Here is a 14,292-nt window from a genome sequence, read left to right as displayed (position 1 = left end):
TTGCGATGCTGAGTCCTTATATGTCCCCGGTGGAGCGGGTGTGGTTCTACAGCTTGCGGGTGCTGTGCGGCCTGATCCTGCTGTTCCTGATTTTGCCGGTACTGGTGATCATCCCGCTGTCGTTCAACAGCGGCAGTTTCCTGGTGTACCCGTTGCAGGGCTTTTCGCTGCATTGGTATGAAGATTTCTTCGCCTCGGCCGAATGGATGCGCGCGCTGAAGAACAGCATCATCGTGGCGCCGGCGGCCACGGTGCTGGCGATGGTGTTCGGCACGCTGGCGGCGATTGGCCTGACGCGCGGCAATTTCCCCGGCAAGGCGCTGGTGATGGCCCTGGTGATTTCGCCGATGGTGGTGCCGGTGGTGATTATCGGCGTGGCCAGTTACCTGTTCTTTGCACCGCTGGGGCTGGGCAACAGCTTTTTTCGCTGATCGTGGTGCATGCGGTGCTGGGCGTGCCGTTCGTGATCATCACCGTGTCGGCCACCTTGCAGGGGTTCAACCATAATCTGGTGCGTGCGGCGGCGAGCCTGGGGGCTTCACCGTTGACCGCGTTTCGTCGGGTGACGTTGCCGTTGATAGCGCCGGGGGTGATTTCCGGGGCGCTGTTCGCCTTTGCCACCTCGTTCGATGAGGTGGTGGTGACGCTGTTCCTCGCCGGCCCCGAGCAAGCGACCCTGCCACGGCAGATGTTCAGCGGTATCCGCGAAAACCTCAGCCCGACGATTGCCGCGGCGGCGACCTTGCTGATCGGGTTCTCGGTGCTGCTGTTGCTGACGCTGGAGTGGTTGCGTGGGCGCAGCGAGAAGCTGCGAACAGCACAGGTCTAGAGATCAGATAGAGATCCATTGTGGGAGGGGGCTTGCTCCCGATAGCGGTGTATCAGTCATCTATCTGTCACTGATACACCGCCATCGGGAGCAAGCCCCCTCCCACGTTTGAATTGTGTGCATTCAGATGCTGAATGGCAGACAACGCTCATCTGTCAGCTATCCTTGTGCCAGCCCATCACCGATAAGAGGCCGCGCACATGAGTACTTCCTCATTCAAGATCGCCCACAAACTGCTCACCGGCGCTGGCGCCATCGAGCAACTCGCCGCCGAACTCACGCGCCTGGATGTGGATAACCCGCTGATCGTCACCGATGCCGCGCTGGTCAAGTCCGGCACCGTGGCGCTGGCGCTCGAACACCTGGGCGGACGCACCTATGAGATTTTCGACCGTGTGCTGCCCGACCCGGAAATCGCCATCGTCGAAGACTGCATGCAGGTCTATCGCGACGGGGGGCACGACGGGCTGATCGGTCTGGGCGGCGGCAGCGCCATCGACATCGCCAAAAGCGTGGCCGCTTACGCCGGCTACCATGGCGCCCTGGCGGATTTGTTCGGCGTTGACCAGGTGCCGCGCAAAGGGCCGCCGCTGATCGCCATCCCCACCACGGCCGGCACCGGCTCGGAGGTGACCAATGTGGCGATCCTCTCCGACAAGGTGGCGCAATTGAAGAAGGGCATCGTCAGCGACTACCTGCTGCCGGATGTGGCGCTGATCAGCCCGCAAATGACCCTGACCTGCCCGCGCAGCGTCACCGCCGCCAGCGGTCTGGATGCGCTGGTGCATGCCATCGAATCCTATCTGTCGCTGAATGCATCGCCAATCACCGATGCGCTGGCCATCGGTGCGGTCAAGTTGATTGCCAACGCGCTGCCCAAGGCTTATGCCAACCCGGCCAATCTCAAGGCCCGTGACGATATGGCCACCGCCAGCCTGATGGCCGGCATGGCGTTCGGCAATGCCGGGGTGGGCGCGGTGCATGCGTTGGCGTACCCACTGGGCGGACGTTTCAACATCGCCCATGGCGTGAGCAACGCGCTGTTGCTGCCTTACGTGATGCACTGGAACAAACTGGCCTGTGTCGAACGCATGCAGGACATAGCCCAGGCCATGGGCGTGAATGTCACCGGGCTGAGCGCCAATGACGCCGCCGACCAGGCTGTCGAGGCGATGACGCGCCTGTGCGCCGCCGTCGAAATCCCGGCCGGGCTGCACAGTTTCGGGGTGCCCGAGGACGCGATCCCGGCCATGGCGGTGGAAGCGGCGGGCATCGAACGTCTGATGCGCAACAACCCGCGCAAGCTCAGCGCGGCGGATATCGAGAAAATCTACCGGGCCGCTTTCTGATCCTTGAGCGAGGTCACGGTGCGCGCGGCAAAGCATGAGGTATACAATGCGCGCCATCGTGATTTAGCTCAGAAAAGGTGCGTCATGCAACCCTTCGTCATTGCTCCATCGATTCTCTCCGCCGACTTCGCCCGCCTGGGTGAAGAAGTGGACAAGGTGTTGGCCGCCGGTGCCGACTTCGTGCACTTCGATGTCATGGACAACCACTACGTGCCCAACCTGACCATCGGCCCGATGGTCTGCGCAGCGCTGCGCAAATACGGCATCACCGCGCCGATCGACGCGCACCTGATGGTCAGCCCGGTCGACCGCATCATCGGTGACTTCATCGAGGCCGGCGCCACTTACATCACCTTCCACCCGGAAGCCACGCTGCACGTCGACCGCACCCTGCAACTGATCCGCGAAGGCGGCTGCAAGGCGGGCCTGGTGTTCAACCCGGCCACGCCCCTGAACGTGCTCGAGTACGTGATGGACAAGGTCGACATGATACTGCTGATGAGCGTCAACCCGGGCTTCGGCGGGCAGAAGTTCATCCCCGGCACTCTGAACAAGCTGCGCGAAGCGCGGGCGCTGATCGATGCCTCTGGCCGGGATATCCGCCTGGAGATCGACGGCGGGGTGAACGTCAACAATATCCGCGACATCGCCGCCGCCGGTGCCGACACCTTTGTGGCCGGCTCGGCGATCTTCAATGCGCCGAACTACCAGGACGTCATCGACAAGATGCGCGCCGAACTGGCGCTGACGCGTCCATGAGCGGCTTCGAGCAGCTGTTCCCCGGCAAGTTGCCACGGCTGGTGATGTTCGATCTGGACGGTACGTTGATCGATTCGGTGCCCGACCTGGCTGCGGCGGTGGACACCATGCTGCTCAAACTGGGGCGCAAGCCGGCAGGGATTGAGGCGGTGCGCGACTGGGTGGGTAATGGCGCGCCGATGCTGGTGCGCCGGGCCCTGGCCAACCATATCGACGCAGCGGGTGTCGACGAGATGGAGGCCGAGCACGCCCTGGAACTGTTCAACGCGGCCTATGAAAGCAGCCATGAATTGACGGTGGTGTACCCCGGCGTGCGCGACACCCTCAAGTGGCTGCACAAAAAGGGCGTGGAAATGGCCCTGATCACCAACAAGCCGGAACGCTTTGTCGCGCCGCTGCTGGACCAGATGAAAATCGGCCGCTATTTCCGCTGGATCATCGGCGGCGATACCTTGCCGCAAAAAAAGCCCGACCCGGCGGCGCTGTTTTTCGTGATGAAAATGGCCAATATTCCGGCATCCCAGTCGTTGTTCGTCGGCGACTCGCGCAGCGATGTGCAGGCGGCGAAAGCCGCAGGCGTGCAGTGCGTGGCCTTGAGTTATGGCTACAACCATGGCCGGCCGATTGCCGAAGAATCGCCGGCGCTGGTGATTGATGATCTGCGCCTGTTAATCCCCGGTTGCCTGGGAGCGGGCGCTGGGATAACGTTGCCCGACATCGACCCGTCCCCTTCTGGAAACGCCATCGTGGTGGTTACCCGCAAACTCTGGATGAAAGTCATCAAGGCTCTGGCCCGCTGGCGTTGGCGCGCCTGACTGCTCCTGGCCGCACCCTGCGGCACGTTTGCCTACCCGACCGCTAGACCCTCATGCCACGAGGCACATCATGACCCGCGAAGAATTCCTGCGTTTGGCCGCTGCCGGCTATAACCGTATTCCCCTGGCCTGCGACACCCTGGCCGACTTCGACACGCCGCTGTCGATCTACCTGAAACTGGCCGACGAGCCCAATTCCTACCTGCTCGAATCGGTTCAGGGCGGCGAAAAGTGGGGCCGTTATTCGATCATCGGCCTGCCGTGCCGCACGGTGATGCGGGTGCATGATCACCACGTGAGCATCACCCACGATGGCGTCGAGATCGAAAGCCATGACGTGGAAGACCCGCTGGCCTTCGTCGAAAGCTTCAAGGCACGCTACAACGTGCCGACCATCCCGGGCCTGCCGCGCTTCAATGGCGGCCTGGTGGGGTATTTCGGCTACGACTGCGTGCGCTATGTGGAAAAGCGCCTGGGCAAATGCCCGAACCCGGACCCGCTGGGCGTGCCGGACATTCTGCTGATGGTCTCCGACGCGGTGGTGGTGTTCGACAACCTGGCCGGCAAGATGCACGCCATCGTGCTCGCCGACCCGGCCCAGGCCGATGCGTTCGAGCAGGGGCTGGCGAGCCTCGAAGCCTTGCTGGACAAACTGCGCCAGCCGATCACTCCGCGTCGCGGCCTGGACCTCAGCCGTCCGCCGGCCGCCGATCCGATCTTTCGTTCAAGCTTCACTCAGGATGACTACGAGCGCGCAGTCGATACCATCAAGGAATATATCCTTGCCGGAGACTGCATGCAGGTGGTGCCGTCGCAGCGCATGTCCATTGACTTCAAGGCTGCGCCCATCGACCTGTATCGCGCACTGCGCTGCTTCAACCCGACGCCGTACATGTACTTTTTCAACTTTGGCGACTTCCATGTAGTGGGCAGTTCGCCGGAAGTGCTGGTGCGTGTCGAGGACAACCTGATCACCGTGCGCCCGATTGCTGGCACGCGTCCCCGTGGCGCGACCGAAGAAGCCGACCTGGCGCTGGAACAGGACCTGCTGAGCGACGACAAGGAAATTGCCGAGCACTTGATGCTGATCGACCTGGGGCGTAACGATACCGGGCGTGTCTCGGAAATCGGTTCGGTGAAGTTGACCGAGAAGATGGTGATCGAGCGTTATTCCAACGTGATGCACATCGTCTCCAACGTCACCGGCGAGCTGAAGGCCGGGCTGACCGCCATGGACGCACTGCGCGCGATTCTGCCGGCGGGCACCTTGTCGGGCGCGCCGAAAATTCGCGCGATGGAAATCATTGATGAGCTGGAGCCGGTCAAGCGCGGTGTCTACGGCGGTGCCGTGGGGTATTTTGCGTGGAACGGCAACATGGACACGGCGATTGCGATTCGCACGGCGGTGATCAAGGACGGCGAACTGCATGTGCAGGCGGGTGGCGGGATTGTCGCCGACTCGGTGCCGGCCCTCGAGTGGGAAGAAACCCTGAACAAGCGCCGCGCCATGTTCCGTGCGGTGGCGTTGGCCGAGCAAACGCCGCAAAGCTAAAGGCTGGCATTGAATAAATGTGGGAGCTGGCAAGCCAGCTCCCACATTTGTTTTGTACCGCTCTCAAGACTGAATCAGAAATCCAGACTCACCCCAACGCTGACGCCTTGCTGGGTCAAACTGTCATCCTTCCTCACGTTATACGCCGCCCGTAGCGCCAGCTCCTGAGTCAGCTTGTGGCTGACGCCCAGGCTCAGGCGATCCGAATTGCTGCGTGGCGTGTAGCCGTCCAGCTTGAAGTCGATGCCCTGCACGCTGTTGAGCGACATGTTCACTTTCTGCGTGTCATTTTCGAACTCATGCTCATGGGCCACTTCGCCGTACACCTGGGTCTGCGGCGTTACCCGGTAGCTGCCTTGCAGGCCTGCGCCCAGGCGTTTGGAGTCGCGTTGCTGGTCGTCAAAGGTGAGGGCCGTGGAGCGATTGTCTTTCTCCGAGTAGCCGTTGACTTCGACCCGTGCGTAATCGGCGCTGATGAACGGTGACATATGCCAGTCGCTGCCCGGCGCGGCAATGTCATAGCCTACGCGGCTGCTCAAGGCCCACAGCCAGCCGTCGGTGTCGCCTTTTTCTGAGCCTTCGCTGACGCCCAGGGCGAACTTGCGCTTGAGGCTGTCGAAGTCCAGCTTGCCGCCGGTCAACGCCGCGTCGGCCCACCAGTGGTTTTGCTGATATTGGGCGAAGGCTGTGCCCATGTAGCTGTTGAGCTTGTAGTCCGAATCGTTGGCGCCGACTTCCAGGGTCTGGCGATACAGACCGGCCGCCACGCCGACACGCCAGTCCTCGTTGAGCCGGTAGCTGCCGCCGACATTCAGGTTGTAGCCAGTGCCATCGCCGCTCGCGGCGCTGTCCTGGTGGTTGAAGTCCACATGCTGGCCACCGGCGGCCACAATCGCGCGCCACTGGCCAACCGCTTGCCAACGGCCGTTATCGGCCTGCCATTGGTTGCGCAGTTCATCCTGGTGGGCGCGCAAGGTGCCTTGGGCCATTTCGGGCAGCAGGGTCAGTTCCCAGGGCGCCGACAGCAGTGAATAGGCGTAGTCGGCAATCAGGCGTTGCCCGGCGATGGTGGGGTGCACGGCGTCGTTGTAGATCAGCTTGGTCGGGTCCGGGGTGGTGCCGCCGATGCCGTAGGTCGGGTTGGCGGTGCAGCCGTTGCCGCTGAAGCAGGTGCCGGTGAGGTTTTGCCCGGTGGCCAGGCCGAAGCGGCCGGGGTCGGCGAAGGTTTCATTGAGCAGCAGCGGAATGTTCAGCGGGATGATCTGGGCGTCGATCTGCGACAGCCGTTGCACCAGAGATTGGTTGAACAGGCTGCTGAGGGCCGAACTCGGCGCCTGCAGCAGTGTGCCGTTGATGGCCGGTGTGAGCCCCAGGTCGGGCAGCATCCACACCATGATGTAGCGGGCGCCGGCCTGTTGCAGGGCCTGGGCGCTGTCGGCCAGGCGACCGCCGGCAGCGACAGCCTGGCCCGCGCTCAGCACGCGGCCTTGAATGAAGTCGTTACCGCCGCCGGAGAGAAAATACAGCGCGTTCGGATCCGCCCGCCCGCCGTTGGCCGGCAGGTAGCCCTGGCGGCTGCGCAATACCGTACCGCCGCCGGGATTGTTGGGCGGGACCGTGGCGTTGGACACCGAGTTGATCGAGTCCAGGATGTTGTCGGTACGGTAGCCGCCGACCGCCCAGTTGTTGCCGTCGGGCAGGCCCTGGGCCGCGCGAACCGGCGAGGTCGAGGCGTTCAGGTCGTTGGGCGCAACGCCCAGCCGGGTACCGAGCAAGGTCGATGAGACCAGGCCGAAGTCACCCTGGAAGTTCGGCCCGGTGCGGTTGGTAAAGCGCAGTGTCGAGCCGGCGTTGCCATCCGGGAACTGGCCGGCGTCGGCCAGGCTGTCACCGAACACCACCATGGTTGAATAGGGCGAGGAGGCTGCAAGCGCCTGGGCACAGGCCAGGGACAACAGGCAGCCGGCGAGCGGGGCCAGAAGGGCGGGTTTTTGCATGACAAAGTCCATTTGGTTTTGTTGTATCGGAAGCGAAACATTAACCAGACATTGAGAATGTTCTTCAAGTGAAAACAGCTTTTTCCGATAAACCTAGGCAGGTCTGCCCGCGTATTTGCGCGACTATATTGCACCGCTCGCGAGGCTACGCTACTGTGCCCCAACGTATGAACGAGACCCTCCCCGTGTTGATCATCAGCAAACTCTTGATGCGCGTCATCAAGGCTCACGCCCGTTGGCGTTGGCGCGCCTGACTGTTCCCTGCCGGCCCCGCCGGACCTGTACCGATTTGCCTTCTTCACCCTTTGTTTGACGCCCCGTGTCGGCTCGGCCGGCCACTGGAACGTGCGTTCGACAGCGGGTCACGCCCTGGAAGGCGGACATTCGAAATCAGTGAATTCAAGAGGTTTGAACCCACATGTTGCTGATGATTGATAACTACGATTCCTTTACCTACAACGTCGTCCAGTACCTGGGCGAACTCGGTGCCGAGGTCAAGGTGGTGCGCAACGACGAACTGAGCGTGGTGCAGATCGCAGCGCTGAACCCGGAACGCATCGTGGTTTCGCCTGGCCCCTGCACCCCGACCGAGGCGGGCATCTCCCTCGAGGCCATTCAGTATTTCGCCGGCAAGCTGCCTATCCTGGGCGTGTGCCTGGGCCATCAGTCCATCGGCCAGGCCTTTGGCGGTGACGTGGTGCGTGCGCGCCAGGTGATGCACGGCAAGACCAGCCCGGTGTTCCACAGGGACTTGGGCGTATTTCAGGCTTTGAACAATCCGGTAACAGTGACCCGCTACCATTCGCTGGTGGTCAAGCGTGAAACCCTGCCCGAGTGCCTGGAACCGACCGCCTGGACCCAGCTGGAAGACGGCTCGGTCGACGAGATCATGGGCCTGCGCCACAAGACGCTGAATATCGAAGGGGTGCAATTTCACCCTGAGTCGATCCTGACCGAGCAGGGTTACGAGCTGTTCGCCAACTTTCTCAAGCAGAGCGGCGGCACGCGCTAAGGACTTTTCATGGATATCAAGACTGCCCTGGGCCGTATCGTCGGCCACCTGGACCTGAGTACCGCGGAAATGAGCGATGTGATGCGCGAGATCATGACCGGTCAGTGCACCGACGCACAGATCGGTGCGTTCATGATGGCCATGCGCATGAAGAGCGAGAGCATCGACGAGATCGTCGGCGCTGTGTCGGTAATGCGCGAGCTGGCGGACAAGGTTGAACTCAAGACCCTCGACGGTGTGGTCGACGTGGTCGGCACTGGCGGCGATGGCGCGAATATCTTCAACGTGTCCACGGCGTCTTCATTTGTGGTTGCGGCGGCGGGCTGCACAGTGGCCAAGCACGGCAACCGTGCGGTGTCCGGCAAGAGCGGCAGTGCCGATCTGCTGGAAGCGGCGGGCATCTACCTGAACCTGACGCCGGTGCAAGTGGCGCGCTGCATCGACAGCGTCGGCATCGGCTTCATGTTTGCCCAGTCCCATCACGGTGCGATGAAGCACGCCGCCGGCCCGCGCAAGGACCTTGGCCTGCGCACCCTGTTCAACATGCTTGGCCCGCTTACGAATCCGGCCGGTGTGAAGCATCAGGTGGTGGGCGTGTTCAGCGAAGCCCTGTGCCGGCCGCTGGCCGAAGTGTTGCAACGCATGGGCAGCAAGCATGTGCTGGTGGTGCATTCCAAGGATGGCCTGGACGAATTCAGCCTGGCGGCGCCGACGTTTGTGGCGGAGCTCAAGAACGACCAGATCACCGAATATTGGGTCGAACCTGAAGACCTCGGCATGAAGAGCCAGAGCCTGCATGACCTGGCGGTGGAAAGCCCGGCCGCGTCCCTGGAGTTGATCCGCGATGCCCTGGGGCGTCGCAAGACCGAGAACGGTCAAAAAGCGGCCGAGATGATTGTTCTGAATGCTGGCGCGGCACTTTACGCCGCCGACCATGCCTATAGTCTTAAAGAGGGTGTCGCCTTGGCTCACGATGCACTTCACACCGGTCTGGCTCGCGAAAAACTCGAGGAGCTGGGAGCATTCACTGCGGTATTCAAGATGGAGAATGAAGGATGAGTGTGCCAACCGTTCTACAAAAAATTCTGGCCCGCAAGGCAGAAGAAGTCGCTGAGCGCCGCGCGCGTGTGAGCCTGGCCGAGCTGGAAGCGCAGGCGAAAGTTGCCGATGCCCCGCGCGGTTTTGCCAATGCCTTGATCGCCCAGGCCAAGCTCAAGCAGCCTGCGGTGATTGCCGAGGTGAAAAAGGCCTCGCCGAGCAAAGGCGTAATTCGTGAGCACTTCGTTCCGTCCGACATTGCCGCCAGTTACGAGAAGGGCGGGGCGACGTGCCTCTCCGTGCTGACCGACATCGACTACTTCCAGGGCTCCGACCTGTTCCTGCAGCAGGCGCGCGCGGCGTGCAAGCTGCCGGTGATCCGCAAGGATTTCATGGTTGACCCGTACCAGATCATCGAAGCCCGTGCCCTGGGCGCCGACTGTGTACTGCTGATCGTCTCCGCGCTGGATGACGTAAAGCTGGCCGAACTGGCGGCGGTGGCCAAGAGCGTCGGTCTGGACGTGTTGGTTGAAGTACACGACGGCGATGAGCTGGAGCGCGCACTGAAAACCGTCGACACGCGGTTGGTTGGCGTGAACAACCGTAACCTGCACACCTTCGAAGTCAGCCTGGAAACCACCCTCGACCTGCTGCCGCGCATTCCGCGTGACCGCCTGGTGATCACCGAGAGTGGCATCGCCAACCGTGCCGATGTGGAACTGATGGAAATCAATGGCGTGTATTCGTTCCTGGTGGGCGAGACATTCATGCGCGCCGAGCACCCGGGGGCGGAGCTGCAACGTCTGTTCTTCCCGGAGCGTGGCGTGCCGGTCGGCGGCTCGACACTGGACTGATTGAAACACGGTCAACCTGTGGGAGGGGGCTTGCTCCCGATGGCATTCGTTCAGTTGATGCGTATTTCGACTGATACTCCGCTATCGGGAGCAAGCCCCCTCCCACATTGGGTGTGGGTGTATTCAGGGAGGTGGGCGCATGATTCAACCGATGGCGATGACTGTTGAGACCGGCCTTACCGCCGAGCAGGATTTGCTGGCAGCCGTTTGCGCAGGTGAGCAGGCATTCGGGTTGCTGTTCTGGCGGCCTACCGACCAGGCGCTGGTGATGCCGCGTCGCTTGAGCCGGTTGCCGGCGTTCGAGGCGGCGAGCGAGGTGTCGGCACAAGCCGGTTGGCCGGTGCTGCTGCGCGAAACCGGTGGTGAGCCGGTGCCGCAGTCGGGCGCCACGGTGAATATCGCGCTGGTCTACGCGCCGCCCCGCAGCGAAGGTGACCAGGGGCGGATCGAAACCGGTTATCAGCGCTTGTGCCAGCCGATCTGCGATTTGCTGATCGAACTGGGCGGTGATGCCAGTGTGGGTGAAATCGATGGCGCCTTCTGCGACGGGCGTTACAACGTCAATCTCAACGGTCGCAAGATGGTTGGTACCGCCCAGCGCTGGCGGCAAAGCGGCGGTCGCCCGGTGGGACTGGTGCACGGTGCGTTATTACTGGATGACGAGCGCGAGGTCTTGATTGCGGCAGTCAACCGTTTCAATCAAGCCTGTGGTCTGGAGCAGCGGGTGCGCGCCGACAGCCATATTGCCCTGCATGAAGCCTTTGCCGCGCCCGATGCCATCGGCCGGCTCGACACCTTGTACCGTCAGATGCTCGCCGGTTTCATGCCCGCTTAACGCGTGCCGAACACCACCATCGTCTTGCCTTTGACGTGCACCAGGTTGCGTTCTTCCAGGTCCTTGAGTACGCGACCGACCATTTCCCGTGAACAGCCGACAATGCGCCCGATTTCCTGGCGCGTGACTTTTATCTGCATGCCATCCGGGTGGGTCATGGCATCGGGTTGCTTGCACAACTCCAGCAGGCACCGGGCCACGCGGCCGGTGACGTCGAAGAACGCCAGGTCGCCGACCTTGCGGGTGGTGTCGCGCAGACGCTGGGCGATCTGACCGCTCAGGGCATAGAGGATGTCGGGGTCTTGCTGGGACAGTTCGCGAAACTTGGTGTAGCTGATCTCGGCCACTTCGCATTCGACCTTAGCGCGCACCCAGGCGCTGCGTTCCTGTTCCCTGCCGGCTTGTTCGAACAGGCCCAGCTCGCCGAAGAAGTCGCCGGTGTTGAGGTAGGCGATGATCATCTCGCGACCGTCGTCGTCCTCGATCAGGATGGTGACCGAGCCCTTGATGATGAAAAACAGTGTTTCGGAGCGTTCGCCTGCGCAGATGATGTTGTGCTTGGCCGGGTAGCGCCGGCGCTGGCAATGCATCAACAGCTTGTCGAGATTCTTGATCTTGGGTGTGGGAGTAAGGGCAACCATGGTTGTTTCCCGAAAGGCGACGCTAAGGAATTGGAGTTATGGTCTCCGACAGTGGCAATACGCCATCGAATTGGCGCCAGCTTACCAGACACATTCTGTCTCGATTAGCGAATTTATCGAGTAAACGCTTTTATTGATCGCGTTCGCGCCAGACGCTGACGCTGCCGGGCCCTGTGCTAAGCTGGCGACCCTTTTTTAGCAGTGGAGTCTGGGCGATGAAGGCACGCATCCAATGGGCGGGCGAAGCCATGTTCCTCGGTGAATCGGGCAGCGGCCATGTGGTGGTGATGGACGGTCCGCCGGAAGCGGGCGGCCGCAACCTCGGCGTGCGGCCGATGGAAATGCTTCTGCTGGGCGTGGGCGGCTGCAGCAATTTCGACGTGGTCAGTATCCTGAAAAAGTCCCGTCAGGCAGTGGAGAGCTGCGAAGCGTTTCTGGAGGCCGAGCGCGCCACGGAAGATCCCAAGGTGTTTACCAGGATTCACATGCATTTTGTGGTGAAGGGGCGTGCGCTGAAGGAGGCCCAGGTCAAGCGGGCTATCGAGCTGTCGGCAGAGAAGTATTGCTCGGCGTCGATCATGCTGGGCGCGGCCGGCGTGGCCATCACCCATGATTACGAGATTATCGAACTGGGTTGAGCGCCAGGAGCGAGCACGCTCGCTCCTGCTAGATACGGTAGGTACTTTTGGTCATCACTTTGGCCAGCAGGCCCATGCCGAATCGTACCGGCGCCGGGAAGCGGAAACCGCCGGCATCCAGCGCGCTGTCTGCATGGTGGGCTTCATCTATGCGCATCTGTTCGAGGATTGCCCGGGATTTTTCGTCCTCTGCCGGCAATTGCTCGAGGTGCTCATCCAGATGCTTGCACACCTGATGCTCGGTGGCGGCGACGAAGCCCAGGCTCACCTTGTCGCTGATCAGGCCGGCGGCAGCGCCGATGCCGAATGACAAACCATAGAACAGCGGATTGAGCACGCTGGGATGACTGCCCAACTGGCGGATGCGTTGTTCGCACCAGGCCAGGTGGTCGACTTCTTCCTCGGCCGAATGCTCCATCGCTGCGCGCACCTGCGGCAGCTTGGCGGTCAGGGCCTGGCCCTGATACAGCGCCTGGGCACAGACTTCGCCGGTATGGTTGATGCGCATCAGGCCGGCGACATGGCGGGTCTCGGTCGCGCTCATCTGGGCATCGGGCTGCACGATGGCCGGCGAGGGGCGGTGAGGCTGGCCGCTGAAGGGCAGCAGCGTGCGCATGGCGGTGTCGGCTTGCAGCAGCAGGCGGTCAATCGGCGAGTAGTGACGTTGGGTAGTCATGCAGACCTCCGGGAAAAATCTCAGCGGCCAGTCTACCGCAAGAAAGAGCGAAGCGTTTGCGTGTGGTCTGGGGCACGAGGTCGCGGTCAGCGGCCACGACCTACCTGCGCAGGCCGTTTCAGCCCGGCGGCCAGTTCATCTGGCGCTGACCGAGCACATGCATATGGATGTGATAAACGGTCTGGCCGCCCATCTCGTTGCAGTTCATCACGACCCGAAACCCTTCCTCACAGCCCAGTTCCAGCGCCAGACGCTGAGCGGTGAACAGGATATGGCCGGCCAGCGCCTTGTCGTCCTCGGTCAGGTCGTTCAGGGTGCGGACGGGTTTTTTCGGAATCACCAGAAAATGTACCGGCGCCTGCGGTGCAATATCGTGGAAGGCCAGAACCTGTTCATCTTCGTAGATGATGTTGGCCGGTATTTCTCTGTTGATGATTTTGGTGAACAGAGTATCCACAGCTGTTTCTCCCTTTATTTATGTGCGATTGAGTGTAACCAGCCGGTCAGCGCGGGCAATAGGCCTTATTGATTGCGCCGGCAATCTTGCGCGTCAGCCAGCGCGGGCTTAGACGCGAGCTGAACGTCAGCCAGCGATTGCGTCGACCGGGAATGATGATGGCTTTGTTTTTTTCCAGAGCGCGCACGGTGTACAGCGCAACTTCTTCGGGGCTCATCAGTTGCTGGCTGCGGTCGAGCCTGGCAGTGTCCATTTGTGCGGTGCCGAAGAATGCGGTGCGCGTGGGGCCGGGGCACAACACGGACACTTTGATGCCGCAGGTTTTGAGTTCTTCACGCAAGCCTTCGGAGAAGTGCAGCACATAGGCCTTGCTGGCGTAATAGCTGCTCATCCACGGGCCGGGTTGGAACGCCGCGACGGACGCCACATTCAGAATCTGCCCGCCGCCCTGCAGTGCCATGGCGTTGCCCAATGCGTGACACAGGCGGGTGAGGGCGAGGATGTTGACTTCGATCAGGTCCTGCTCGGTCATCCAGTCCTGGGCCAGGAACGGCCCGCTGGTGCCGATGCCGGCGCAATTGACCAGCAGGTCGATCTGCCGCTCGCCTTCTTCCAGCTCCAGCAAAAATCCGGACAAGCGCAAGGGCTCGCCCAGATCGCAGGCTCGAAACAGCACCTCGACGCCAAAGCGTTGAGTCAATTCCAGTGCAATGCTTTCCAACTGATCACGCTGGCGGGCCACCAGAATCAAGCTGCGGCCGCGCCGCGCCAGGGCTTCGGCCAGGGCCAGGCCGATGCCGCTGGAGGCACCGGTGATCAGAGCGTAACGGGTCATGCCTT

Annotated in this window: 14 protein-coding genes and 1 pseudogene; 10 read left to right on the top strand and 5 right to left on the bottom strand. The window is 62.0% G+C overall.

Translation table 11 applies throughout. The features are described from left to right. Positions 1-5 precede the first annotated feature (5 nt). The 5 genes and pseudogenes from VRB54_RS21635 (at position 6) to trpE (ending at position 5,304) form a co-directional block, all read left to right on the top strand. Positions 6-829, top strand: a pseudogene (locus tag VRB54_RS21635) (ABC transporter permease). A gap of 200 nt (positions 830-1,029) precedes the next feature. Further along, the gene (locus VRB54_RS21630) at positions 1,030-2,178 is read left to right on the top strand and encodes an iron-containing alcohol dehydrogenase (RefSeq protein ID WP_338478682.1); all 1,149 of its coding nucleotides are present in this window, start codon (positions 1,030-1,032) and stop codon (positions 2,176-2,178) included. An 84-nt stretch (positions 2,179-2,262) separates the two neighbouring features. Beyond that, the gene (rpe, locus tag VRB54_RS21625) at positions 2,263-2,937 is read left to right on the top strand and encodes a ribulose-phosphate 3-epimerase (protein WP_338478681.1); all 675 of its coding nucleotides are present in this window, start codon (positions 2,263-2,265) and stop codon (positions 2,935-2,937) included. Beyond that, entirely contained in the window at positions 2,934-3,752 is an 819-nt protein-coding gene (locus VRB54_RS21620; RefSeq protein WP_338478680.1) for a phosphoglycolate phosphatase, read from the top strand. The genes rpe and VRB54_RS21620 overlap by 4 nt, the downstream gene beginning before the upstream one ends. A 70-nt stretch (positions 3,753-3,822) precedes the next feature. Then, positions 3,823-5,304 (top strand): anthranilate synthase component I, encoded by a 1,482-nt coding sequence (trpE, locus tag VRB54_RS21615; RefSeq protein WP_338478679.1) that lies wholly within the window; start codon positions 3,823-3,825, stop codon positions 5,302-5,304. 74 nt (positions 5,305-5,378) lie between these two features. On the opposite strand, the gene estP is transcribed toward trpE, so the two are convergent. Beyond that, positions 5,379-7,301 (bottom strand): esterase EstP, encoded by a 1,923-nt coding sequence (gene estP, locus VRB54_RS21610; RefSeq protein ID WP_338478678.1) that lies wholly within the window; start codon positions 7,299-7,301, stop codon positions 5,379-5,381. A 418-nt stretch (positions 7,302-7,719) separates the two neighbouring features. Here estP and VRB54_RS21605 point away from each other — a divergent pair, with 418 nt between their 5' ends. The 4 genes from VRB54_RS21605 to VRB54_RS21590 all read left to right on the top strand — a co-directional run bounded on the left by VRB54_RS21605 (position 7,720) and on the right by VRB54_RS21590 (position 11,040). Continuing rightward, positions 7,720-8,313, top strand: coding sequence for an aminodeoxychorismate/anthranilate synthase component II (locus tag VRB54_RS21605; RefSeq protein WP_338478677.1), 594 nt, complete (start codon positions 7,720-7,722; stop codon positions 8,311-8,313). A gap of 9 nt (positions 8,314-8,322) precedes the next feature. Further along, positions 8,323-9,372 (top strand): anthranilate phosphoribosyltransferase, encoded by a 1,050-nt coding sequence (gene trpD / locus VRB54_RS21600; protein WP_338478676.1) that lies wholly within the window; start codon positions 8,323-8,325, stop codon positions 9,370-9,372. Beyond that, on the top strand, positions 9,369-10,205 hold the full coding sequence (gene trpC / locus VRB54_RS21595; protein ID WP_209985449.1) for an indole-3-glycerol phosphate synthase TrpC: 837 nt from the start codon (positions 9,369-9,371) through the stop codon (positions 10,203-10,205). The genes trpD and trpC overlap by 4 nt, the downstream gene beginning before the upstream one ends. A 139-nt stretch (positions 10,206-10,344) precedes the next feature. Continuing rightward, a complete protein-coding gene (locus VRB54_RS21590; RefSeq protein WP_338478675.1) occupies positions 10,345-11,040 on the top strand; it encodes a lipoate--protein ligase family protein in 696 nt (231 codons plus the stop codon). Here the strand turns inward: VRB54_RS21590 and crp are convergent. Continuing rightward, positions 11,037-11,681 carry a cAMP-activated global transcriptional regulator CRP gene (crp, locus tag VRB54_RS21585; protein WP_338478674.1) on the bottom strand — a complete coding sequence of 215 codons (645 nt, stop codon included), beginning with the start codon at positions 11,679-11,681 and terminating at the stop codon, positions 11,037-11,039. The genes VRB54_RS21590 and crp overlap by 4 nt on opposite strands. 215 nt (positions 11,682-11,896) lie before the next feature. On the opposite strand from crp, the gene VRB54_RS21580 reads away from it, so the two are divergent. Further along, on the top strand, positions 11,897-12,319 hold the full coding sequence (locus VRB54_RS21580) for an OsmC family protein (protein ID WP_003210947.1): 423 nt from the start codon (positions 11,897-11,899) through the stop codon (positions 12,317-12,319). 28 nt (positions 12,320-12,347) lie between these two features. Here VRB54_RS21580 and coq7 read toward each other — a convergent pair whose 3' ends face one another. The 3 genes from coq7 to VRB54_RS21565 form a co-directional block, all read right to left on the bottom strand. Further along, entirely contained in the window at positions 12,348-12,995 is a 648-nt protein-coding gene (gene coq7, locus VRB54_RS21575) for a 2-polyprenyl-3-methyl-6-methoxy-1,4-benzoquinone monooxygenase (protein WP_057006692.1), read from the bottom strand. A gap of 118 nt (positions 12,996-13,113) precedes the next feature. After that, positions 13,114-13,452, bottom strand: coding sequence for a histidine triad nucleotide-binding protein (locus VRB54_RS21570; RefSeq protein WP_338478673.1), 339 nt, complete (start codon positions 13,450-13,452; stop codon positions 13,114-13,116). 46 nt (positions 13,453-13,498) lie between these two features. Beyond that, positions 13,499-14,287, bottom strand: coding sequence for an SDR family oxidoreductase (locus VRB54_RS21565; RefSeq protein ID WP_338478672.1), 789 nt, complete (start codon positions 14,285-14,287; stop codon positions 13,499-13,501). Between the last annotated feature and the right edge of the window lie 5 nt (positions 14,288-14,292).

The organism is Pseudomonas trivialis (assembly GCF_036864995.1).
Taxonomy (GTDB): domain Bacteria; phylum Pseudomonadota; class Gammaproteobacteria; order Pseudomonadales; family Pseudomonadaceae; genus Aquipseudomonas; species Aquipseudomonas trivialis.
The sequence above is the reverse complement of the archived record's forward strand: the minus strand, read 5'-3'. Positions and strand labels throughout refer to the sequence as shown.